The sequence below is a fragment of the Aminobacter sp. BE322 genome, assembly GCF_050433525.1.
Classification (GTDB): Bacteria; Pseudomonadota; Alphaproteobacteria; order Rhizobiales; family Rhizobiaceae; genus Aminobacter.
Window position 1 is genome coordinate 187885 of sequence record NZ_JBNPXB010000006.1, and the last position, 20962, is coordinate 208846.

20 protein-coding genes, 1 tRNA gene and 1 pseudogene are annotated in these 20962 nt (G+C 65.3%); 13 read left to right on the forward strand and 9 right to left on the reverse strand.

Translation table 11 applies throughout. The features are described from left to right. Positions 1 to 58: 58 nt before the first annotated feature. From thrS to J2X50_RS12035, 3 genes are all read right to left on the reverse strand, one after another. A complete protein-coding gene (thrS, locus tag J2X50_RS12025) occupies positions 59 to 2035 on the reverse strand; it encodes a threonine--tRNA ligase (protein WP_429095075.1) in 1977 nt (658 codons plus the stop codon). 124 nt (positions 2036 to 2159) lie between these two features. Beyond that, a complete protein-coding gene (gene yidD, locus J2X50_RS12030) occupies positions 2160 to 2519 on the reverse strand; it encodes a membrane protein insertion efficiency factor YidD (protein ID WP_347966712.1) in 360 nt (119 codons plus the stop codon). Positions 2520 to 2617: 98 nt separating this feature from the next. Continuing rightward, complete coding sequence (locus tag J2X50_RS12035) at positions 2618 to 2782, reverse strand: hypothetical protein (protein WP_429095078.1); 165 nt, start codon at positions 2780 to 2782, stop codon at positions 2618 to 2620. Between the two features lie 93 nt (positions 2783 to 2875). Between J2X50_RS12035 and J2X50_RS12040 the strand changes: the two are divergent. After that, positions 2876 to 3790 (forward strand): annotated as a pseudogene (locus J2X50_RS12040) (LysR substrate-binding domain-containing protein). Here J2X50_RS12040 and J2X50_RS12045 read toward each other — a convergent pair. Further along, positions 3787 to 4233, reverse strand: a complete 447-nt coding sequence (locus tag J2X50_RS12045) for an iron-sulfur cluster assembly scaffold protein (RefSeq protein WP_429095080.1) — start codon at positions 4231 to 4233, stop codon at positions 3787 to 3789. The pseudogene J2X50_RS12040 and the gene J2X50_RS12045 sit on opposite strands and share 4 nt — an antisense overlap. A 236-nt stretch (positions 4234 to 4469) precedes the next feature. On the opposite strand from J2X50_RS12045, the gene folE reads away from it, so the two are divergent. From folE to J2X50_RS12060, 3 genes are all read left to right on the forward strand, one after another. Continuing rightward, on the forward strand, positions 4470 to 5111 hold the full coding sequence (gene folE / locus J2X50_RS12050) for a GTP cyclohydrolase I FolE (RefSeq protein WP_429095081.1): 642 nt from the start codon (positions 4470 to 4472) through the stop codon (positions 5109 to 5111). A 36-nt stretch (positions 5112 to 5147) separates the two neighbouring features. After that, a complete protein-coding gene (gene hisI / locus J2X50_RS12055; protein WP_429095084.1) occupies positions 5148 to 5606 on the forward strand; it encodes a phosphoribosyl-AMP cyclohydrolase in 459 nt (152 codons plus the stop codon). A gap of 84 nt (positions 5607 to 5690) precedes the next feature. After that, positions 5691 to 6641, forward strand: a complete 951-nt coding sequence (locus tag J2X50_RS12060; RefSeq protein WP_429095085.1) for a patatin-like phospholipase family protein — start codon at positions 5691 to 5693, stop codon at positions 6639 to 6641. On the opposite strand, the gene recJ is transcribed toward J2X50_RS12060, so the two are convergent. The 5 genes from recJ to J2X50_RS12085 all read right to left on the reverse strand — a co-directional run bounded on the left by recJ (position 6638) and on the right by J2X50_RS12085 (position 12667). Then, entirely contained in the window at positions 6638 to 8428 is a 1791-nt protein-coding gene (gene recJ, locus J2X50_RS12065; protein ID WP_429095087.1) for a single-stranded-DNA-specific exonuclease RecJ, read from the reverse strand. The genes J2X50_RS12060 and recJ overlap by 4 nt on opposite strands. 56 nt (positions 8429 to 8484) lie before the next feature. Then, on the reverse strand, positions 8485 to 9459 hold the full coding sequence (gene glpX / locus J2X50_RS12070) for a class II fructose-bisphosphatase (protein ID WP_429095089.1): 975 nt from the start codon (positions 9457 to 9459) through the stop codon (positions 8485 to 8487). A 189-nt stretch (positions 9460 to 9648) separates the two neighbouring features. Next, positions 9649 to 10962, reverse strand: a complete 1314-nt coding sequence (locus J2X50_RS12075) for a homoserine dehydrogenase (RefSeq protein ID WP_340037408.1) — start codon at positions 10960 to 10962, stop codon at positions 9649 to 9651. A gap of 50 nt (positions 10963 to 11012) precedes the next feature. Continuing rightward, positions 11013 to 12230: an LL-diaminopimelate aminotransferase gene (locus J2X50_RS12080; RefSeq protein WP_429095092.1), complete on the reverse strand. Its 1218-nt coding sequence runs from the start codon at positions 12228 to 12230 to the stop codon at positions 11013 to 11015. Positions 12231 to 12277: 47 nt separating this feature from the next. After that, on the reverse strand, positions 12278 to 12667 hold the full coding sequence (locus J2X50_RS12085; RefSeq protein ID WP_429095095.1) for a hypothetical protein: 390 nt from the start codon (positions 12665 to 12667) through the stop codon (positions 12278 to 12280). A gap of 99 nt (positions 12668 to 12766) precedes the next feature. Here J2X50_RS12085 and J2X50_RS12090 point away from each other — a divergent pair, with 99 nt between their 5' ends. The 9 genes from J2X50_RS12090 to J2X50_RS12130 all read left to right on the forward strand — a co-directional run bounded on the left by J2X50_RS12090 (position 12767) and on the right by J2X50_RS12130 (position 20914). After that, complete coding sequence (locus tag J2X50_RS12090) at positions 12767 to 14596, forward strand: PHA/PHB synthase family protein (RefSeq protein ID WP_429095098.1); 1830 nt, start codon at positions 12767 to 12769, stop codon at positions 14594 to 14596. A gap of 402 nt (positions 14597 to 14998) precedes the next feature. Further along, positions 14999 to 16012, forward strand: coding sequence for a YcbK family protein (locus J2X50_RS12095; RefSeq protein WP_429095101.1), 1014 nt, complete (start codon positions 14999 to 15001; stop codon positions 16010 to 16012). 78 nt (positions 16013 to 16090) lie between these two features. Further along, positions 16091 to 16165: transfer RNA gene (locus J2X50_RS12100), tRNA-Glu, on the forward strand. A 261-nt stretch (positions 16166 to 16426) separates the two neighbouring features. Next, complete coding sequence (locus J2X50_RS12105) at positions 16427 to 16648, forward strand: alkylphosphonate utilization protein (RefSeq protein ID WP_347966671.1); 222 nt, start codon at positions 16427 to 16429, stop codon at positions 16646 to 16648. A 63-nt stretch (positions 16649 to 16711) separates the two neighbouring features. After that, positions 16712 to 17434, forward strand: coding sequence for an SH3 domain-containing protein (locus tag J2X50_RS12110; protein ID WP_429095104.1), 723 nt, complete (start codon positions 16712 to 16714; stop codon positions 17432 to 17434). A gap of 143 nt (positions 17435 to 17577) precedes the next feature. Beyond that, complete coding sequence (map, locus tag J2X50_RS12115) at positions 17578 to 18405, forward strand: type I methionyl aminopeptidase (RefSeq protein WP_429095107.1); 828 nt, start codon at positions 17578 to 17580, stop codon at positions 18403 to 18405. 37 nt (positions 18406 to 18442) lie between these two features. Continuing rightward, entirely contained in the window at positions 18443 to 19054 is a 612-nt protein-coding gene (locus tag J2X50_RS12120; protein ID WP_429095110.1) for a JAB domain-containing protein, read from the forward strand. 190 nt (positions 19055 to 19244) lie between these two features. Then, complete coding sequence (locus J2X50_RS12125) at positions 19245 to 20486, forward strand: tyrosine-type recombinase/integrase (protein ID WP_429095113.1); 1242 nt, start codon at positions 19245 to 19247, stop codon at positions 20484 to 20486. A 101-nt stretch (positions 20487 to 20587) separates the two neighbouring features. Beyond that, positions 20588 to 20914 carry a hypothetical protein gene (locus J2X50_RS12130; RefSeq protein WP_429095115.1) on the forward strand — a complete coding sequence of 109 codons (327 nt, stop codon included), beginning with the start codon at positions 20588 to 20590 and terminating at the stop codon, positions 20912 to 20914. Positions 20915 to 20962: the final 48 nt, after the last annotated feature.

A 20962-nucleotide genomic window follows, 5' to 3' on the forward strand; every position in this document is an offset into this window, starting at 1 on the left:
CTTGAACCCAAGCAAAAAGGGGCGGCATCACTGCCGCCCCTTTTTCACCCTTGTGCGCTCAGCCCTGCGCGGCGCGGCGCCGGTCCGGCGTCCTCGCCTCGTCGCGCAGCGATGCGATCGCCTCGTCTAGGCCCATCGACACCTGGTCGCGCGATCCGAGACGGCGGACGTTGACGGTCGCCTCCTCCGCCTCGCGCTTGCCGCAGACGAGGATCACCGGAACCTTGGCCAGCGAATGCTCGCGGACCTTGTAGTTGATCTTCTCGTTGCGCAGGTCGGCCTCGGCCGAAAGGCCGGCGGCCTTCAGCTTGGCCACAACCTCGCGGGCGTAGTCGTCGGCGTCCGACGTGATCGTCGCCACCACCACCTGCTGCGGCGCGAACCACAGCGGGAAATGGCCCGAATAGTTCTCGATCAGGATGCCGAGGAAACGCTCCATCGAGCCGCAGATGGCGCGGTGGATCATCACCGGCTGCTTCTTCTCGGAATCCGAGCCGATGTAGAAGGCGCCGAAGCGCTCCGGCAGGTTGAAGTCGACCTGGGTCGTGCCGCACTGCCATTCGCGGCCGATGGCATCCTTCAGGACATACTCGAACTTGGGACCGTAGAAGGCGCCCTCGCCCGGATTGATCGACGTCTTGATCTTGCCGCCCGACTGCGCCTCGATGGTCTTGAGCACGTTGCTCATGATCTCCTCGGCGTGATCCCAGGCCTCATCCGAACCCACTCGCTTGTCCGGCCGCGTCGACAGCTTCACCGAAATCTCGTCGAAGCCGAAGTCGGCATAGGTCGTCAGGATCAGGTCGTTGATGCGCAGGCACTCCGCGGCGAGTTGCTCCTCGGTGCAGAAGATGTGCGCGTCGTCCTGGGTGAAGCCGCGCACGCGCATCAGCCCGTGCAGCGCGCCCGACGGCTCGTAGCGGTGCACGTTGCCGAATTCGGCAAGCTTCACCGGGAGATCGCGGTACGACTTCAGGCCGTGCTTGAAGATCTGCACGTGGCCCGGGCAGTTCATCGGCTTGAGCGCGAAGACGCGGTCGTCGTCGGTGCCGTCGCCGGCGACCGTGACCTTGAACATGGCGTCGCGATACCAGCCCCAGTGGCCCGAGGTCTCCCACAGGCTCTTGTCGAGCACCTGCGGAGCGTTGACCTCCTGGTAGCCCTGCGTGTCGAGCCTGCGGCGCATGTAGCCGACGAGGTTCTGGAACATCTTCCAGCCCTTGGCGTGCCAGAACACGACACCCGGGCCCTCTTCCTGGAAGTGGAACAGGTCCATCTCGCGGCCGAGCTTGCGGTGGTCGCGCTTCTCGGCCTCCTCCAGCATGTGGAGATAGCCGTCGAGCTGCGCCTGGTCGGCCCAGGCCGTGCCATAGATGCGCGTCAGCATCGGGTTGTTGGCATCGCCGCGCCAATAGGCGCCGGCAACCTTCATCAGCTTGAAGGCGCCGCCGATCTGGCCGGTAGAGGCCATGTGCGGACCGCGGCAAAGGTCGAACCATTCGCCCTGGGCGTAGATCTTGAGGTCCTGGTCCTCGGGGATCGCGTCGATAAGCTCGAGCTTGTAGGCCTCGCCCTTGTCGCGGAACACCTGCTTGGCCTTGTCGCGCGACCAGACCTCCTTGGTGAAGGGCCTGTTGCGCGCGATGATCTCCCGCATCTTCTTTTCGATAGCGGGGAAATCCTCGGGCGTGAACGGCTCGTTGCGGGCGAAGTCGTAGTAGAAGCCGTTGTCGATGACGGGGCCGATGGTGACCTGGGTTCCCGGCCACAGCTCCTGCACGGCTTCCGCCAGCACGTGCGCCGCATCGTGGCGGATGAGCTCGAGCGCGCGCTGGTCGTCGCGGGTGACGATCTCGACCTTGCCGGACTTGCCGAGCGGGTCGGAGAGATCGCGCAGGGTGCCGTCGATGGCATAGGCCACGGCCTTCTTGGCGAGCGACTTCGAGATCGACTCGGCCAGGCCGGCACCGGTCATCGCCGCGTCGTATTCGCGGACGGAACCATCGGGAAATGTCAGGGAAACGGAATTCAGCAAAATATCTCTCCTATCCAGTCCCGCAAACGAGCGCGGGTGGTGAAAATGCCGGAGGCGTCCGGCGACGCGATCTTTTAGGGGGAGATTTTTGCGCCGTAAAGCGCTTCGGTGCGGCGAAATCAGCCTATCGCGGCGATTTGCCGATGTGCCAGTAGCGCCATGGCGCGAACCAGCGATAGCGGCCGGCCAGCTGTTCAGGGACGCGATCGATGCCGTGGGTGCCCCACGGGCCGCAGCGCAGTACGCGGAACAGGCCCATCCAGCCGCCCGCCCACAGGCCGTGACGTGCGATGGCCTCATGGGCATATTCCGAGCAGGTGGGCATGTGCCGGCAGGAATTGCCGATGAAGCCGGACAGCGTCAGCTGGTAGAGGCGGACCAGCGACGTGCCGAGCACGCGCCCCGGCGTCCTGCGCCAGGGCCCGGGCCAGTTGCGGCCCCGCGCGGCCAGTCTTGCACGGCTATGGTCGTGGCCGTGGCTCATCGCCCGCGCCGCTCCGGATCGTTCATCCATCATAGATGTCAATTCCGACATGCAGACGCAATGTTCGACGCATATGACCGCGCCGCTGCGGCGCCGTGTCACGCAAGCCAGCTAAGTTTCGCCGGTCGGTGGGGGCACCGATGCTGCGGGGCCTCGAGTTGTCGCCGATCGGCGCTGCAGCGCCCTCTGGCGCTGGCGGAATGGTCGGCCTGGAACGTCGCGATACGGAACAGGTCCGCATAGGCATCGAAGAGCGTCGGCATGGTCCTGCCTCCTTTCCGGCAGGATTTGACCGCCTCTAGCCGTTCGCTTCAAACGAGTATAACGTCCGGGTTGGATAACTTGAGATTATGCAAATGAAGCGCGGACGCCTTCCCCTGACGGCGCTGAGAAGCTTCGAGGCGGCCGGCCGGCACCTCAGTTTCAGCCGCGCCGCCGAAGAGCTCTTCGTCACCCAGGCCGCCGTCAGCCGGCAGATCCGCGAGCTCGAGGCATTCCTCAACCAGCCGTTGTTCATCCGTCACCATCGCCGTGTCGAACTGACGGATGCGGGTCACAAGCTGCTGCGCCAGCTGGTCAAGAGCTTCGACGACATCGACCAGAGGCTCGGCGAGTTGATCACGCGGCCGGAACAGGCCGTGGTCACCGTCAGCGCCGAACCGTCGCTCGGCGCAAGTTGGCTTGTGCCGCGCCTGAACCGGTTTCGCGACCTGCGACCGGGCATCGACGTCTCGCTCGACGTCGACCCGCGCCTCGTCGAATTCCGCAGCGGCCAGGCGGAACTCGCATTGCGCTTCAGCGCGCGGGATACGTCGTAGCCGCGCAGCGACGCCGAACATCTCGGCCCGGTCATCGATTCCCCGGTCCTGTCGCCTTCCTTGCTCAAATCCGGCCCGCCGCTCGACAGCCCGGCCGACCTTGGCCGCTACACGCTGCTGCACGAAGAGAACCGGCAAGGCTGGGCGCGCTGGTTCGAGGCGGCGGGTGTCGGGCGGGACGTGGTGCCCGATCGCGGCCCCATGCTCGCCGACGCCGCGCTGGCCAAGCAGGCCGCGGTGCTGGGACACGGCGTGGCGCTGGGCGATCTGCTGCTGGTGCGGGACGAACTGGCTTCGGGCGCGCTGGTCAAGCCGTTCGAGACGAATGTCGTCTGCGGTGCCTACTGGCTCGTCGCCAAGGATCTCGGCAAGCTGTCCGAACCGGCGCAGGCCTTCGCCGACTGGATCCGGTCGGAGTTCCTAGAAAGCCGACGCTACCTGGAGACTTACTAGGCGGCCGCCTCGGCCTGCTTGCGCTCGATCTGGCCGATGGCGTCGACGACCGCCTCGAATGTCAGCATGGTCGAGGTATGCCGCGCCTTGTAGTCGCGAACCGGCTCGAGATACTTCAGGTCGGCGAAGCGGCCTTCCGGCGGCGCGCCGTTCTCCTTGAGCATGCGCAGCATGGCATCGCGTACCTCGCGCAGCTCGCCGGCGGTGGCGCCGACCACATGCTCGGCCATGATCGACGAGGACGCCTGCCCGAGCGCGCAGGCCTTCACCACATGGGCGAAGTCGGTGACGACGCCGTCCCGCATCGACAGATCGATGGTCACGGTCGAGCCGCAGAGCTTGGAATGGGCCGTGGCCGTCGCGTCGGGATGCTCCAGCCGGCCGAGCCGGCCGATATTGCCGGCGAAGCCAAGGATTTTCGTGTTGTAGATATCGTCGATCAACTTTTTTCACTCTGAATGCGTGTTACGACCATCTCTTGTCGCTGTCGCATCTTTCAATCGTGGTGTCCGCCCATATATAATGGCGGTGCTCGCCTCCCGGCAAGGCGGCCGAAGAGGCATCGGGAGACAGGGCGAAATGCGCAGCTTTGGGTACGGCACCATCCCGGTTGTTCCTGAAGTGGCTGTGTCCGTTCAACTCGTCCCTGCTCCGACAGGGACTACTGGAGACGCCTGAGATGGATGCCGTGATCAAGAAGCTGATGCCGCAATCAGCTTACATGGAAAAGCCTGCGACCGACCGGCCGACCGAAGCGGAGGTCGAGGCGGCGGTCAAGGTGCTGTTGCGCTGGACGGGCGACAACCCCGCGCGCGAGGGCCTGATCGACACGCCCAAGCGTGTCACCAAGGCCTTCCGCGAGATGTTCAACGGCTACGACATGTGCCCGGCGGACGAGCTCGGGCGCACCTTCGAGGAAGTGGCCGGCTACGACGACCTCGTCATCGTCCGCGACATCAAGTTCCATTCGCATTGCGAGCACCACATGGTGCCGATCATCGGCAAGGCGCATGTCGGCTACCTGCCGGACGGCAAGGTGGTCGGCCTGTCCAAGATCGCCCGCGTCGTCGACATCTTCGCCCACCGCCTGCAGACGCAGGAAGCGATGACTGCGCAGATTGCCGGTGTCATCCAGGACGTGCTAAATCCGCGCGGCGTTGCCGTGATGATCGAGGCCGAGCATATGTGCATGGCCATGCGCGGCATCCGCAAGCAGGGTTCGACCACCCTGACCTCCACCTTCACCGGCGTTTTCCGGGACAGCCCCGAAGAACAGGTCCGGTTCGTGACAATGGTGCGAGCCGGCGGCAACGGCATCTGACCCGTTCGCCGGTTCCCGAACTTTCAGGATCCGGCGATGGCCGCTTTGACATTCCCGCAGGCTTCCAGCGACAAGCGCGCGCTCGAGGAGGGTGAAGCCTTCACCCCCCGCTTCGACGCCAACGGCCTCGTCACCGCGGTGGTGACCGACGCCGGCGACGGCATGCTGCTCATGGTCGCCCACATGAACGCCGAGGCGCTGGCCCTCACCGTGGAAACCGGCATCGCCCACTACTGGTCGCGTTCGCGCAACGCGCTCTGGAAGAAGGGCGAGACCTCCGGCAACTTCCAGCACGTGGTGGAGATGCGCACCGACTGCGACCAGGATGCGATCTGGCTGCGCGTAAATGTGACCGGCCACGATGCAACTTGTCACACCGGCCGGCGTTCCTGCTTCTATCGGACGGTGGGGCAACAGAACGGCGTCGCAACCCTCAGTGGAGACGGCAGCGCCCCCCTGTTCAACGCGGAAGACATCTATCGCAAGAAATCGTGAACCGGCCGCCGATCCGGCGGCACAAAGATTCACGATTTTAATACGGGCCGGGTGTAATCTGCTCATGGGACAAGGGAGATTGCGATGCTCGAATGGGCATCATTCTACGCGCGCCACAACGTCCGGGAAGCCAATGGCTTTTCATCCGGGACCGGCAGCAACGATCCAGTAAAACCGAAGGACACCGGCGTGGCCCTCGCGCTTGGCGGCGGCGCCGCCCGCGGCTGGGCGCATATCGGCGTGCTCAGGGCGCTCGACGAGGCCGGCGTCCGCATCGACATGATCGCCGGCACCTCGATCGGCGCGCTGGTCGGCGGCTGCTATCTCGCCGGCAAGCTCGACCAGCTCGAGGAATTCGCCCGCAGCCTGACCAAGCGCCGCATCTTCGGCCTGTTCGACCTGCAGCTCGTCGGCAACGGCCTGTTCGGCGGCATGAAGCTCGATGCCCGCATGCAGCAGCACATGAACGGCCTGACCTTCCAGGACCTGCCCAAGCCGTTCGTCTGCGTCGCCGCGGAAATCCGCACCGGCCACGAGATCTGGCTGTCGAGCGGCTCGCTCATCAAGGCGATCCGGGCCTCCTATGCGCTTCCCGGCGTGTTCGAGCCGGTCACCTGCAACGGCCGCACCCTGGTCGACGGCGCGCTGGTCAATCCGGTCCCCGTCTCGGTCTGCCGCGCGCATGAGCAGCCGCTCGTGGTGGCCGTCAACCTGCACTACGACCTCTTCGGCCGCGCTGCCGTGGTCAAGCACAGCGCCGGCGAAATGGCTGAGGGCCCGTCGAGCGACTATGCCAGCGAACGCGAGGCAAGGCTCGGCATCACCGGCGTGATGGTCGAAGCCTTCAACATCATCCAGGACCGCATTTCGCGCGCCCGCCTCGCCGGCGACCCGCCGGACCTGTCGCTGCAGCCGAAGCTCGGTCACATCGGCCTGTCCGATTTCCACCGCGCCGACGAGGCCATCCGCATCGGCTACGAAGCGACGAAGGCCCAGATGGCCGAGATCGTCAGGCTGCAGGCGGTGCTGACTTAAGGACCGGCCTGCGCCGCGTCCATGATCCGCAACTGCACGGTGCGATTGCCATTCCAATGATTGACTGCCAGCGAGCCGGCGACATGGATCGTCCTGCCGGCGTTCCTGGCCAGAAAATCGCCTAGCGGCGTTTCGGCGGAGCGGAACGCCATGCCCTGGATGCGCCCGCCGCTCTCCGACCTCAGATCGGCCCTGAGATGCCCCGTGCCGATGACACGGACATCGGCAAGCTTGTGACGCGGCAGCACGAAAACGGGCGCCACGTGCCCTGCCCCGAACGGCCCGGCCTTCTCCAGGGCGTCGATCAGCGCCAGCGTCGCCCCCTCCGCCGCAAGCGCGCCGTCGATCAAAAGGCTCTCCTCGTCCTGCAGGCGGAATACGTCGGCCGCGGCACGCATTTCAAAGAAGGCGCGCAACTCGCCGAGCTTCTCCTTCTGGACCGTGATGCCGGCCGCCATGGCATGGCCACCGCCCTTGACCAGCAGGCCGGCCTCGACCGCCTCGCGCACCAGCTTGCCGAGGTCGAAACCGGAGACTGAACGGCCGGAGCCGGTGCCGACGCCGGAACCGTTGAAGGCGACGGCGAACACCGGACGCCGGGCGTGGTCCTTCAGCCTCGAAGCCAGAAGCCCGACGATGCCGGGATGCCAGCTGGTATTGGCGGTGACCAGGACGGCCGGCCCCGGCCCGGCGCCGATCTCGGCGTCGGCCTCGGCGCGCGCCTGGGCCAGCATCTCGGTTTCCATCGCCTGCCGCTCCTGGTTCAGGCGGTCGAGCGTCTCCGCGATCGAGCCGGCCTCGACCGGATCGTCGGTCGCCAAAAGCCTGCTGCCGAGCGCGGCATCGCCGATGCGCCCGCCGGCATTGATGCGCGGGCCGAGCAGGAAGGACAGGTGGAAGGCGTTGAGCGGCTCGCCGATGCGGGCGACGCGGGCAAGTGCGGTCAGCCCGGGATTGTTCTGCTGCCGCATCGCCTGCAGCCCCTTGACCACGAAGGCGCGGTTGACGCCGACGAGCGGCACCACGTCGGCGACCGTCGCGAGTGCCGTGAGGTCGAGCAGCTTGAGCAGATCCGGACGCGGGGCATCGGGCAGTTTCTCGCGCAACACCTTGGCGGTGTGCACCAGCGCGAGAAAAGTCACGCCGGCGGCGCAGAGGTGGCCTTGCCCGGAAAGATCGTCGTCGCGGTTCGGATTGACCACGGCTACCGCATTCGGCAATGGCCCGCCGACCTGGTGGTGGTCGAGCACGACGACGTCGGCGCCGGCCTCGTTGGCCGCATCGATTGAGGCCGCGCTGTTGGTGCCGCAGTCGACGGTGACGATCAGGCTCGCACCGCGCCCCACCAGCTCGCGCATGGCATCGGGGTTCGGCCCGTAGCCCTCGAAAATCCGGTCGGGGATGTAGATCTCGGACTGGATGCCGAAATGGCCGAGGAAGCGCTTCATCAGCGCCGACGAGCAGGCGCCGTCGACGTCGTAGTCGCCGAAGATGGCAACCCTCTCGCCGCGGATGACGGCCTTAGCGATCCGCTCCGCCGCCTTGTCCATGTCGGTCAGCGACGCCGGATCGGGCAACAGATCGCGAATCGTCGGATCGAGGAAGCGCTCGGCATCCTCGGGCAGCACGCCCCGGCCGGCCAGCACCCGCGCCACGATGTCGGGAACGCCGTGCCCTTGCGCGATCGCGAGCGCCATCATGTCCTGGCGTTCGGTCAGCCGGTGCTGCCATGAGACACCGGTGGCCGAACGCCTCACGCCAAGGAAATTACGCTTTTCAGTCGCCATTCAGTGCTGGTCCACCCGCCTCGGGCCGACCATAGGCGACCGCAGCGGGCGCGTAATCAGAATTTTTCGATATCCTGGTGACGCGCCTTGATCTCGCGCACCGTCTTGGACGACGAGCGCAGCACGATGGTGTGCGTGGTGATCGCATCGCGGCCGAACTTGACGCCGGCAAGCAGGTTGCCGTCGGTCACGCCGGTTGCGGCGAACAGCACGTCGCCGCGCGCCATTTCCTCGATACGGTAGACCTTCTTGGGATCGGCAATGCCCATCTTGGCGGCGCGTTCGACCTTCTCGGGCGTGTCGAGGATGAGGCGGCCCTGCATCTGGCCGCCGGTGCAGCGCAGTGCCGCTGCAGCCAGCACGCCCTCGGGCGCGCCGCCGGTGCCGAGATAGATGTCGATGCCCGTCTCTTCCGGATCGGTGGTGTGGATCACGCCGGCGACGTCGCCGTCGCCGATCAGGCGGATGGCAGCACCCGTCGTACGCACCGCGTCGATGAGCTTGGCATGGCGCGGGCGGTCGAGGATGCAGGCGGTGATTTCGGACACCGGCACGCCCTTGGCCTTGGCCAGGCTGGCGATGTTTTCCGCCGGCGAGGCGTCGATGTCGATCACGCCGTCCGGATAGCCCGGGCCGACCGCGATCTTGTCCATGTAGACGTCGGGCGCAAACAGCAGGCTGCCCTTTTCGGCGATGGCGATGACGGCCAGCGCGTTGGGCAGGTTCTTGGCGCAGATGGTGGTGCCTTCCAGCGGGTCGAGCGCGATGTCGACCTCGGGGCCGCCGGCGCCGACTTCCTCGCCGATATAGAGCATCGGCGCCTCGTCGCGCTCGCCCTCGCCGATCACCACGGTGCCGTTGATGGCGAGACGGTTGAGCTCCTGGCGCATGGCGTCGACGGCAACCTGGTCGGCCGCCTTCTCGTCGCCGCGTCCGCGCAGCCTTGCTGCAGCCACAGCAGCGCGCTCGGTCACGCGCACGAGTTCCATGGTGAGGATCCGGTCGAGACCGGCAACAACGCTTTTCGCCATATCAGGGTCCTGCAGTCGATGAATTCGGAGTGCCCGAACCGGGCCGGCCCTTATTGTCAAACACTTGTGACAACGGCAAGACCTCTCGCCCCCTTAATCGAAAGCGAAACAATATCAATCGATTGAATGGGAATGCTGGCACACGGCCAGGCCGGCGAGCCGCGTCGCCGGCACTTCTCCCGTGCGAGCCTAGCCAGCGCGCTCGATGCGGATGACCTGCGGCTTGTCGGTCAGGTGGCCATCCTTGGTGACGCCGTCGACAGCCTTGCGTACGGCAGCTTCCGTCGTCTCGTGGGTGACCAGGATCACCGTCTTCTGGCCGGCTCCGTCCTTGCCGTCGGCGTGCTGGACGATCGATTCCAGCGAGATGTCGCTATCGGCCATGCGCTTGGCGATGGCCGCGAACACGCCAATGCGGTCGTGGACGGTCAGGCGGATGAAATAGCCGCCGGCATGGCTGCGCATCTGCGCCTTCTTGTAGGGCTTCAGTTCCTTGGCCGGACGGCCGAAGACCGGTCCATGCTGGAAACCGGGACGGCTTTTGGCGATGTCGGCGATGTCGCCGACGACGGCCGAGGCCGTGGCGTTGCCGCCGGCGCCGGGGCCGGAAAGCAGCAGTTCGCCCAGAATGTCGGTCTCGATGGCGACCGCGTTGGTGACGCCATGCACCTGCGCGATCACCGACGCCGTCGGCACCATGGTCGGGTGGACGCGCTGCTCGATACCCGTTTCGGTGCGCTGGGCGACGCCGAGCAGCTTGATGCGGTAACCGAGCTCGCCCGCCGCACGGATGTCGGCCTGGGTGATGTTCGAGATGCCCTCGAGATAGATGTCGTCGGCGGCGATCCTGGTGCCGAAGGCGAGACTGGTGAGGATCGCCAGCTTGTGGGCGGTGTCGTTGCCCTCGATGTCGAAGGTCGGATCGGCCTCGGCATAACCCAGGCGCTGCGCGTCCTTGAGGCAGGCCTCGAAGGTCAGTCCCTCGGCTTCCATGCGCGTCAGGATATAGTTGCAGGTGCCGTTGAGGATGCCGAACACGCGGGAAACCGTGTTGCCGGCCATGGCCTCGCGCATGGTCTTGATGACCGGGATGCCGCCGGCGACCGCCGCTTCGTAGTTGAGCAGAACGCCCTTCTTCTCGGCGATGTCGGCAAGTGCCACGCCGTGCTTGGCGAGCAGCGCCTTGTTGGCAGTCACCACGTGGCGGCCGGCGTCGAGCGCGGCGCGCACGCAGGAGCGGGCCGCGCCCTCGTCGCCGCCGATCAGTTCGACGAAGACGTCGATGTCGGCCTTCTCGGCCAGTTCGATCGGATCGTCGAACCACTGCGCGCCGCCGAGGTCGACACCGCGGTCGCGCGAGCGGTCGCGGGCCGAAACGGCGGTGACGACGATGTCGCGGCCGCACTGGCGGGTGAGTTCCGCCGCCTTGTCGCGCAGCACGCGCGCCACCGAAGCACCGACCGTGCCGAGACCGGCAATTCCAATACGCAATGCTTCAGCCATGGTCGGCGGCGCCTCTTCACTCGGTAGTTCTGGATTGGCCTGCGGCGCGCTCAGCGATGGGCTGCGAGCGGCACCACATTGTTGGGATGCTTGGCGGTCGTCGACAGGAAGCGCTTGATGTTGCGGGCCGCCTGCCGGATGCGGTGCTCGTTCTCGACCAGCGCAAGACGCACGAAGTCGTCGCCGTGCTCGCCGAAGCCGACGCCGGGGGCGACCGCCACGTCGGCGTGCTCGATCAGGAGCTTCGAGAATTCGAGCGAACCGAGATGCCTGAACTGCTCGGGGATCGGTGCCCAGGCGAACATCGTCGCAGCCGGCGCAGGTATCTCCCAGCCAGCGCGCGCGAAGGAATCGACCATCACGTCGCGGCGCTTGTGATAGACCTCGCGCACCTCGGCGATGTCGGAACCGTCGCCGTTGAGCGCTGCGGTCGCCGCCACCTGGATTGGCGTGAAGGCGCCATAGTCGAGATAGGACTTCACCCGCGTCAACGCGGCAATCAGGCGCTCGTTGCCGACGGCAAAGCCCATGCGCCAGCCCGGCATCGAGAAGGTCTTCGACATCGAGGTGAACTCGACGGTGACGTCGATGGCGCCAGGCACCTCGAGCACCGAAGGCGGCGGATTGCCGTCGAAATAGATTTCCGAATAGGCGAGGTCCGACAGGATGATGATGTCGTTCTTCTTGGCGAAGGCGACGACGTCCTTGTAGAAGTCGAGGCTCGCCACATGCGCCGTCGGATTGGACGGATAGTTGAGGATCAGCGCCAGCGGCTTGGGGATCGAGTGGCGCACGCCGCGCTCGAGCGCCGGGATGAAGCCGTCATCGGGCTTCGCCTGAAGCGAGCGGATGACACCGCCCGACATGATGAAGCCGAAGGCGTGGATCGGATAGGTCGGATCGGGGCAAAGCACCACGTCGCCGGGCGCGGTGATCGCCTGCGCCATGTTGGCGAAGCCTTCCTTGGAGCCGAGCGTGGCGACGACCTGGGTGTCGGGGTTCAGCTTCACGCCGAAGCGGCGGGCATAGTAGCTCGCCTGGGCGCGGCGCAGGCCGGGAATGCCGCGCGACGACGAATAGCGGTGGGTGCGCGGATCGCGGACCACCTCGCACAGCTTGTCAACGATTGCCTGCGGCGTCGGCAGGTCGGGATTGCCCATACCGAGGTCGATGATGTCGGCGCCGCGCGAACGGGCGCTGGCCTTCAGACGATTGACCTGCTCGAAGACATAGGGCGGAAGGCGGCGGACCTTGTGAAATTCTTCCATGTCAGTTCCAGGCAAACGGGGGCTGCGCGATGCGTGCGCGTATATACTCAATTGCAGGCGGGGTCGATAGGGTCGCACTTGCCTTCGATGGCCTTGAGCGTGTCGGCGCCGTGCTTCCGCGCAAGCGTGGTCATCGCAGCGGAATCGGACGATGCGCCGCCCGCGCCGCCGCCCTGGCGCCGCTGCGCCGCCTGCAGACTGGCCATCTTGGCGGCCTTCTGGTCGTCGGTGAACTGGGGTGCGGCCACCTGGGGGGCAATGTTGAGGTTGGGATAGGTGCCGGTGTCCTGCGCCCCGCGTCCGCCGGCCTGGGCGGTCGCATCATTGGCGGTGCTCGTGCTGGCGCAGCCGCTGGCCATGAGCGGCGTCGCGACGAGCGCCGCGGCGAGCGTCACGCGGGCGCCTAAAAAAACATGCCGACCAACACGATATGTCATAATGTTTCCCTGACAGGCGCGATAGAGCGCGTTGGACCCGGTAAGACGTCGCATGATAGTATGTCAATAAAAGGCCCTTTGGGAGGACCTGCGAGGACCATGGCGAAGGCAGACGATTCGGACAAGCCGAGCGGCGATTCCCCCTCCTCCATCGAGCAATATCTGGTCAAGGACCCCGAGCGTTTCGCTCTCAACATCGCCCGCATGATCGAGCAGGCTGGCAAGGCGGCCTCGGCCTGGGTCGAACCGCGCGAGAAGGGCGAGTTGCGCGACACGGTGGCCGAGCCGATGACCGACATGGTCAAGACCTTCTCCAGGCTCACCGAATACTGGCTGTCGGACCCCGCGCGCGCGCTGGAGGCGCAGACGCGCCTGTTTGCCGGCTATCTCGAGGTGTGGGGCAACTCGGTCCAGCGCATGTCCGGCGAACAGGTCGAGGACGCGATCAAGCCCGAGCGGGCCGACAAGCGCTTCCTCGATCCGGAATGGGGCCGCAACGCCTTCTTCGATTTTCTCAAGCAGGCCTATCTGGTGACCACGCGCTGGGCCGGCGACCTCGTCGAGCATGCCGACGGGCTGGACGAGCACACGCGCCACAAGGCCGGCTTCTACGTCAAGCAGGTCACCAACGCGATTTCGCCCTCCAATTTCATCCTGACCAATCCGGAACTGTTCCGCGAGACAGTCGCCAGCAACGGCGAGAACCTCGTGCGCGGCATGAAGATGTTCGCCGAGGACATCGCGGCCGGCAAGGGCGACCTGAAGCTCAGGCAGGCCGACTATTCCGGCTTCGAGATCGGCAGGAACGTCGCCATGACGCCCGGCAAGGTGGTCGGGCGCAGCGACGTCGCCGAGATCATCCAGTACGCGCCAACCACGGACAAGGTCCTGAAGCGGCCGCTGCTGATCTGCCCGCCATGGATCAACAAGTTCTACATCCTCGACCTCAACCCGCAGAAGTCCTTCATCCGCTGGGCCGTGGAACAAGGCCATACGGTCTTCGTCATCTCCTGGATCAACCCCGACCAGCGCCACGGGCTGAAGGACTGGGAGGCCTATATCCGCGAGGGCCTGCAATACGGCCTCGACATGGTCGAGCAGGCGACCGGCGAACGTGAAGTCAATGCGATCGGCTACTGCGTCGGCGGCACGCTGCTGGCCGCGGCGCTGGCGCTGCTCGCGCAGGAAGGCGACCACCGCATCCGCTCGGCCACCTTCTTCACCACCCAGGTCGACTTCACCTATGCCGGCGACCTCAAGGTGTTCGTCGACGAGGACCAGATCGCCGCCCTTGAGCGCGCCATGAAGGGCAAGGGTTATCTCGACGGCACCAAGATGGCGACGGCCTTCAACATGCTGAGGTCGGGCGACCTCATCTGGCCCTATGTCGTCAACAACTACATGCGCGGCAAGGAGCCGCTGCCGTTCGACCTGCTGTACTGGAACGCGGATTCGACGCGGATGGCCGCGGCCAACCACTCCTTCTATCTGCGCAACTGCTACCTCGACAACAACCTGTCGCAAGGCAGGATGGAACTGGCCGGGCGCACGGTCTCGCTCGCCGACATCACCATCCCCGTCTACAATCTCGCCGCGCGCGAGGACCACATCGCCCCTGCCCGCTCGGTCTTCCTCGGCTGCAAGTATTTCGGCGGCGACGTCGACTATGTGGTCGGCGGCTCCGGCCACATCGCCGGCGTCATCAATCCGCCCGCCGCCAACAAATATCAGTTCTGGAGCAGCGGCAAGCCGACCGGCGACTTCGACGACTGGCTGGGCCACGCGACCGAGACGGCGGGATCGTGGTGGCCGCACTGGCAGCGCTGGATCGAGGCCAAGGACGACAAGCGCGTTCCGGCGCGCAAGCCCGGCGCAAGCGGACGGGTGCTAGAAGATGCCCCCGGCACCTATGTCAAGGTTCGAGTGTAACTCCTTGAAATCTGCGGTGAGTTGACGCCGATCCACAAGGTGGGCGAAATCATGGCAATCATGATCTCGCCGCATTTGGCGCCTAGCCCGAAACTGGGGGACCACAGCCAGATGATCGGGTAGCGTTTCTCGTCCAGAAGCGCGGTTGCGTAGACGTTGGATTTTCATCGCCAAGCGTATTCTTTGGCTGCATTGCATTGAGAGGGGACCGGCTTGACGTCAGGACGACTGCGACCAGCGGACTGGAGGTACGGCGTTGCGCTGACCGTCCTGGTTTCGCTTGCCGCCGCCTCGTGCACTTCCACGGGCGAGCCGAATCTCGAACTGGCGAATGCTTCGTCCGCGACTACCGGAACGGCTGATGCAGCCGGCACGACCGAAGCTGCAGGATCGCCAGCTGCCGTGACCACGCAGGCGGACACCAATCTCGCGATGAGTACCGAAGGCGGCACGGCGCTGCCCGACCAGGTCGGCTACGTTCCCGTCAACAAGCCGGGCACCGAATCGGCGGCGGCAAGCGCCCTGGAAAAGGCCGAGCAGCCGCAGCAAGCCGCCGCCGCGACCGAAGTGGAGCAGCCCAAGACGACGGAAGCGGCGCAGGTGGCGGAAGCCACTGCTGAAAAGCCCTCGGCCCAGCAGGACAACGGCCTGGCGGCTGTAGGCACCACGCCCGAGCCACAGCAACCAAAGAAAAAGGGCTTCCTCGCGTCGCTGTTCAGCTCTTCGCCCGCAAAGTCTGCCCCGGCGAAGGAAGAAGAGACAAAGCCGCTCATAGCGACCACTCCCGCCGCGGCACCGGCCGCCGCGCCGAAGGCGCCCGAGGAAAAGGCCAAGCCGATCATCACCCTCGCCTCCACGAAGGCCAATTCGAAGCAGGTGGCGATGGCCTCGCTCGGCGGCTCGTCGGGCGGCGATTCGGACTGGGCGCTGCCGGGCGTCCGCACCACCGACCTGTTCGAAATCAAGCGCAAGTCGGGTATCAACGACGACAGCGACGTGGACCTGAACGAAGGCGACGACGGGTCGTATCAGGTGGCCTCCGCGGCTGGCCTGGCGCGCCTGGCGCCGAACGGGCTGCTCAAGCAGAACGACAATGTCGATGTCAGCTGCCTCAAGCCATCGCTGGTGCGCGTGCTCAAGGCCGTCGAGCAGCGGTTCGGCACCAAGATGATCGTCACCTCCGGCTTCCGCGATCCGGATCGCAACCGCCGGGTGGGCGGCGCCAAGAAATCTCTGCACATGGCCTGCGCGGCCGCCGACATCCAGGTGCCCGGCGTGGGCAAATGGGAACTCGCCACCTTCCTCCGCTCGATGCCCAACCGCGGTGGCGTCGGCACCTATTGCAGCACCAATTCGGTCCACGTCGACGTCGGCCCGGAGCGCGACTGGAACTGGCGCTGCGGCCGCAGGGGATAAGACGAAAAATTTCGCGGCGCAGCAAAAAGACGGGTTGCCTGCCGCGAACATCCCAACTATACACCGCCTCACCTGAGCGCGCCCATCGTCTAGCGGTTAGGACACCGCCCTTTCACGGCGGTAACAGGGGTTCGATTCCCCTTGGGCGTACCAGGTTTTCCAGGCAAAAATCATTCTACTTGGCTGCGCATGCGTTCGGCAAAGCATTGCGCGTTTGTCGTGCAGCGACGCCTCGGCACCCTCGCAAGCCGGTTCGGCTCAGCACCCCCAGCGCACGTCGCTCAAGCACCGAACAGACCGCGATCTTCAGTCCTTGCACCGCAAATGCGGGCCTGTTTCCACCGGCCCCACTTTACGCCGCGCTTGCGAGGACATAGTCCAAGCCTCTCCACTCCAGCCACGGAAGGACACATCATGGCCGAAGACATCGTCAAGGACAGCAACGGTACCCAACTCAATGACGGGGATTCAGTCACGCTGATCAAGGACCTGAAGGTCAAGGGCACCTCCGAGACCATCAAGCGCGGCACCCTGGTCAAGAACATCCGCCTGACCGGCAATGCCGGCGAGATCGAGTGCAACACCAAGCAGGTCAAGGGTCTCGTCCTGAAGACCGAGTTCCTCAAGAAGGCCTAGCGCCCTGCCCATGCGGTCATCTGCGTCAACGCGGCTTTAAGCTCTGAAGTCCAGACTCGCCGCATGTCTGGATTCGCCCTTCCAAAACTGAGATGGCTCCTGCTCGGCGCGATGGCGGCGGGCGGCTGGGCGATGACGCAGGAAGTACCCAGCAAGTCGGGGTTCGGCGAGCGCCCCGCCAGGACGACGAGCCGAACCCGGACCGAATCTGCGCCGCGCAAGGAAGTGCTGCGCCCGCAGGCAAGCGTCGGCGCGCAGACCAACCCCGGCGTCGCGCGGCCGAAGGCGGATGTCGAGCCGCCTGACGTCAAGAACCAGCCAAAGGCCGCACAACAGAAGCTTGCAGCAGCTCCGCGGCCAGGCTCCGACCGGATTGCCTTGAAGCCTGCGCCAGCCCCCAGGGCGTCTGAGCCTGATACACCGATCCGTCCCCCGGCCGAGATCAAGACCGCTTCCATCCAGAAGGCGCCGCCGACGCCCGCCCCGCGTCCGCAGATGCCGGCGCCGCGTCCATCGGTGGAGAGCAAGCCCGGCAAGAGCGTCGAGCCCGGTATGCTGTTCACCAGCACGCGCATTTATCTCCGCCAGCGGCCGGAGATCGCCGCGCCCGTCCTCTACCCGATCAAGCAGGGCGAAGGCGTCAGGATCTTCGCCCGCGACGGCAACTGGGCGCTGGTGATGGCCGCGGGCCGTCGCGGCTGGGTTCACATCGAAAGCCTGAGATCGGCCGATCCCAACGCCCCGCGCCCGGAGCAACCGCTCTTCCAGCCCGCCAAGGGCGGCTGACCGCCGCCTTTTTGGGCGGCCGGGCGGCGCAAAAGCGCGCGCCATCGCCTTTGCGGGTTGAAACCGGACGCGTCCGGTGCCAAATCTGCGGCGATGCCTCGCATGCCCTTTGCGAGCACTCCGAACTCGTCCGGCAGAAGTCCATGGTCAGCTATCTCGACGCCGAAACGGCGCCCCTCAGGAATACGGGCCAGATCCGGCTCTACGGAGCCGATGCCTTCGAAGGCATGCGCAAGGCCTGCCAACTCACGGCACGATGCCTCGACGAACTGGCCGACCGCGTCGCACCGGGCGTGACGACCGAAGCGATCGACCGCTTCGTCTTCGAGTTCGGTATGGACCACGGCGCGGTGCCCGCCACGCTCAACTATCGCGGCTATACGAAATCCTGCTGCACCTCGATCAACCATGTCGTCTGCCACGGCATCCCCGACAACAAGCCGCTGCGCGAAGGCGACGTCGTCAATATCGACGTCACCTACATCCTCGACGGCTGGCACGGCGATTCGAGCCGCATGTACCCGGTGGGAACGATCAAGCGCGCCGCCGAACGCCTGCTCGAAGTGACGCACGAGTGCCTGATGCGTGGCATCGCGGCCGTGCGGCCGGGGGCGCGGACGGGTGCGATCGGAGCTGCCATCCAGACCTTTGCCGAGGCCGAGCGCTGCTCGGTGGTGCGCGATTTCTGCGGCCACGGTGTCGGCGCGCTGTTCCACGACGCGCCGAACATCCTGCACTACGGCAACGTCAACGAAGGCGTGGAGATGCGCGAGGGCATGATCTTCACGATCGAGCCCATGATCAACCTCGGCCGCCCGCATGTGAAGGTGCTTTCCGACGGCTGGACCGCAGTCACCCGCGACCGTTCGCTTTCGGCGCAGTACGAGCATACCGTAGGCGTCACGGCCGACGGCTGCGAGATCTTCACGCTGTCGCCCAAGGGGCTCGACCGCCCGGGCCTGCCCGCATAAGATCGCCCGGCCGGCTACGGACCGGCGGGGGCGGCGGATGGACGGCAACGAGCACGACGAGCGCGGGTTCTTCGGCGAGCAGTCCGTGCCGCCGGTCAAAAGCGGTCCTGCCCCCGAAAAGCCTCACTATCTCGGCCACCGCGAACGGCTGCGCGAGCGTTTCGTGGCATCCGGAGACACGCTCGCCGACTACGAGCTGCTCGAGCTGCTGCTGTTCAGGCTGATCCCGCGCGCCGACACCAAGCCGGTGGCAAAGGCCCTGCTTGCGCGCTTCGGCACGCTGGCGGAGGTGCTCGGCGCCCCGGCGAGCCTGCTCCAGGAGGTCAAGGGAGTTGGCGCGTCCGTGGCGCTCGACCTCAAGGTCATCGCGACGGCGGCGAAGCGCATGGCGCGCGGCGAGATCAGCGGCCGCGAGGTGCTGTCGTCCTGGGCCCAGGTTCTGGACTATTGTCGCGCCTCGATGGCCTTCGAGGAGCGCGAGCAGTTCCGCATCCTGTTCCTCGACAAGAAGAACGCCCTGATCGCCGACGAGGTGCAGCAGACCGGCACGGTCGACCACACGCCGGTGTATCCGCGCGAGGTCATCAAGCGGGCGCTGGAACTGTCGGCGACGGCCATCATCCTCGTTCACAACCACCCCACTCACTGATCTAGATCACGAACAATCCCGCTTAATCACGTTGAAACACTAAAGATTTAGGCGATTTTGAGCGTTGCGTAGTGGGGGCGGTTATGGCAAATTGGGGGCTGTAAAAGGGGTAGAAAACGGCTTCCCGATCCCAGCTAACGATCCCCGTTTCTCCCTGACCGATCCCAGTTGCGGAACAGGAGGAAACGCCATGCCCGCCCTGACCGACACCTCGATCCGACACGCTCTGAAACGGGTCGAGATGAGCCAGAAACAAGAGAACCTCGCCGATGGCGAAGGGCGCGGCACCGGTCGCCTCATTCTCGTCCTCAAGCCCATGCCCAAGCGCGTCACTGCCGACTGGATGGCCCAGCAGTGGCGAGACGGCAAGCGCACCAAGAAGAAGATCGGCTCCTATCCATCCATGTCGCTCGCGCAGGCGCGCGAGATCTTCAAGCGCGATTTTGCCGATGTGATCCAGAAGGGCCGGAGCATCAAGATCGCCACCGATACCCGCCCCGGCACTGTCGCCGATCTGTTCGAGGGCTACGTCGCCGCGCTCAAGGAAGCCGGGAAGCCATCCTGGAAGGAAACCGAAAAGGGTCTGAACAAGGTCGCCGACACGCTCGGGCGCAACCGTCTCGCCCGCGAGATCGAGGCCGAGGAAATCATCGAGCTGATCCGGCCGATCTACGAGCGCGGCGCCAAGTCGATGGCCGACCATGTGCGCTCCTATCTCCATGCCGCCTTTAGCTGGGGCATGAAGTCCGACAACGATTATCGGCAGCAATCCCCTCGCCGGTTCCGCATTCCCTTCAATCCGGCAGCGGGCATTCCGACCGAGCCGAAGGTAAAAGGCACCCGCTGGCTCGACGAGGACGAGTTCGTCCGGCTTTATCGCTGGCTCGAATGCCCTGACACGCCGGTCCATCCCTCCTATCCGCGCGCAGTGCAGCTCATCATGCTGACCGGCCAGCGCGTCGACGAGATCGCGCGCCTGCATGTTGATCAATGGGATGCCAAGGAGCGGATCATCGACTGGTCCAAGACCAAGAACGATCAGCCCCACGCCGTTCCAGTGCCCTTGCTCGCTGCCGAACTGATTGAATCGATCAAGCCCAACGAGTATGGCTGGTTCTTCCCCTCGGCCAAAGATCCATCGAAACCTGTCAGCCACGGTACGCTCTACAGCTTTGTCTGGCGTCAGCGGCACCGCGGCGTCATCCCCTATGCGACGAACCGGGATCTGCGGCGCACCTTCAAGACGCTGGCTGGCAAAGCGGGCGTCCCGAAGCAAATCCGCGACCGGTTACAAAACCACGCCTTGCAGGACGTCAGTTCCAAGCACTACGACCGCTGGAACTACATGGCCGAGAAGCGGGCCGGGATGGCAAAATGGGACAAGTTCGTCCGCGCGATGCTTGCGAAGAAGCGCCTGAAGGCGGCCGCTTGACCTTCCGACCGCCCAAGCCCCCCAGCGCGAAGGTGAAAGCTCCCTCCCACACCCGTTGGGAGAATCGTTCATAAGCCGTGGCCCGAGCGGGTTAACGGCTATTGTTCGTCAAAGATGCGGTTTTAGCAGCAATTCGCGTTGACGAAACGCTCAACTCTCGCAACAGCTTACGAATCGGTGCACAATTATTCCGCCATCAATGGGGGGCGATTATGGAAGAAAAGCGATCTTATCTTCTTGAGGGGGCAAGAACTATCGAGATGGCATCCATTGCTTCGGACTATAGCGTTGCGGAACAGTTGAATATTGCGCAACAGGACGGTGAGGCGCGTCCTGTCGTCACGCTGGACTGGTTCGCAAGCACGGGTTCGAAGACAGCTCAGAGGCTGTTTGGAAAATCGGATTTGAGGGATTCCCGCCGGGCGTGAAACGTGATTCAGGGCGCGGATGTGGACCGAATCGAGCCGTTGCCGGAT

What these genes read in the sequence shown, in the direction of transcription:
- yidD (WP_347966712.1), bottom strand. Translation starts at nt 2,519, where the DNA reads ATGAGCCACGGCCACGACCATAGCCGTGCAAGACTGGCCGCGCGGGGC.
- J2X50_RS12035 (WP_429095078.1), bottom strand. Translation starts at nt 2,782, where the DNA reads ATGCCGACGCTCTTCGATGCCTATGCGGACCTGTTCCGTATCGCGACG.
- folE (WP_429095081.1), top strand. Translation starts at nt 4,470, where the DNA reads ATGGATGCCGTGATCAAGAAGCTGATGCCGCAATCAGCTTACATGGAA.
- hisI (WP_429095084.1), top strand. Translation starts at nt 5,148, where the DNA reads ATGGCCGCTTTGACATTCCCGCAGGCTTCCAGCGACAAGCGCGCGCTC.
- J2X50_RS12060 (WP_429095085.1), top strand. Translation starts at nt 5,691, where the DNA reads ATGCTCGAATGGGCATCATTCTACGCGCGCCACAACGTCCGGGAAGCC.
- recJ (WP_429095087.1), bottom strand. Translation starts at nt 8,428, where the DNA reads ATGGCGACTGAAAAGCGTAATTTCCTTGGCGTGAGGCGTTCGGCCACC.
- glpX (WP_429095089.1), bottom strand. Translation starts at nt 9,459, where the DNA reads ATGGCGAAAAGCGTTGTTGCCGGTCTCGACCGGATCCTCACCATGGAA.
- J2X50_RS12075 (WP_340037408.1), bottom strand. Translation starts at nt 10,962, where the DNA reads ATGGCTGAAGCATTGCGTATTGGAATTGCCGGTCTCGGCACGGTCGGT.
- J2X50_RS12080 (WP_429095092.1), bottom strand. Translation starts at nt 12,230, where the DNA reads ATGGAAGAATTTCACAAGGTCCGCCGCCTTCCGCCCTATGTCTTCGAG.
- J2X50_RS12085 (WP_429095095.1), bottom strand. Translation starts at nt 12,667, where the DNA reads ATGACATATCGTGTTGGTCGGCATGTTTTTTTAGGCGCCCGCGTGACG.
- J2X50_RS12090 (WP_429095098.1), top strand. Translation starts at nt 12,767, where the DNA reads ATGGCGAAGGCAGACGATTCGGACAAGCCGAGCGGCGATTCCCCCTCC.
- J2X50_RS12105 (WP_347966671.1), top strand. Translation starts at nt 16,427, where the DNA reads ATGGCCGAAGACATCGTCAAGGACAGCAACGGTACCCAACTCAATGAC.
- J2X50_RS12110 (WP_429095104.1), top strand. Translation starts at nt 16,712, where the DNA reads ATGTCTGGATTCGCCCTTCCAAAACTGAGATGGCTCCTGCTCGGCGCG.
- map (WP_429095107.1), top strand. Translation starts at nt 17,578, where the DNA reads ATGGTCAGCTATCTCGACGCCGAAACGGCGCCCCTCAGGAATACGGGC.
- J2X50_RS12120 (WP_429095110.1), top strand. Translation starts at nt 18,443, where the DNA reads ATGGACGGCAACGAGCACGACGAGCGCGGGTTCTTCGGCGAGCAGTCC.
- J2X50_RS12125 (WP_429095113.1), top strand. Translation starts at nt 19,245, where the DNA reads ATGCCCGCCCTGACCGACACCTCGATCCGACACGCTCTGAAACGGGTC.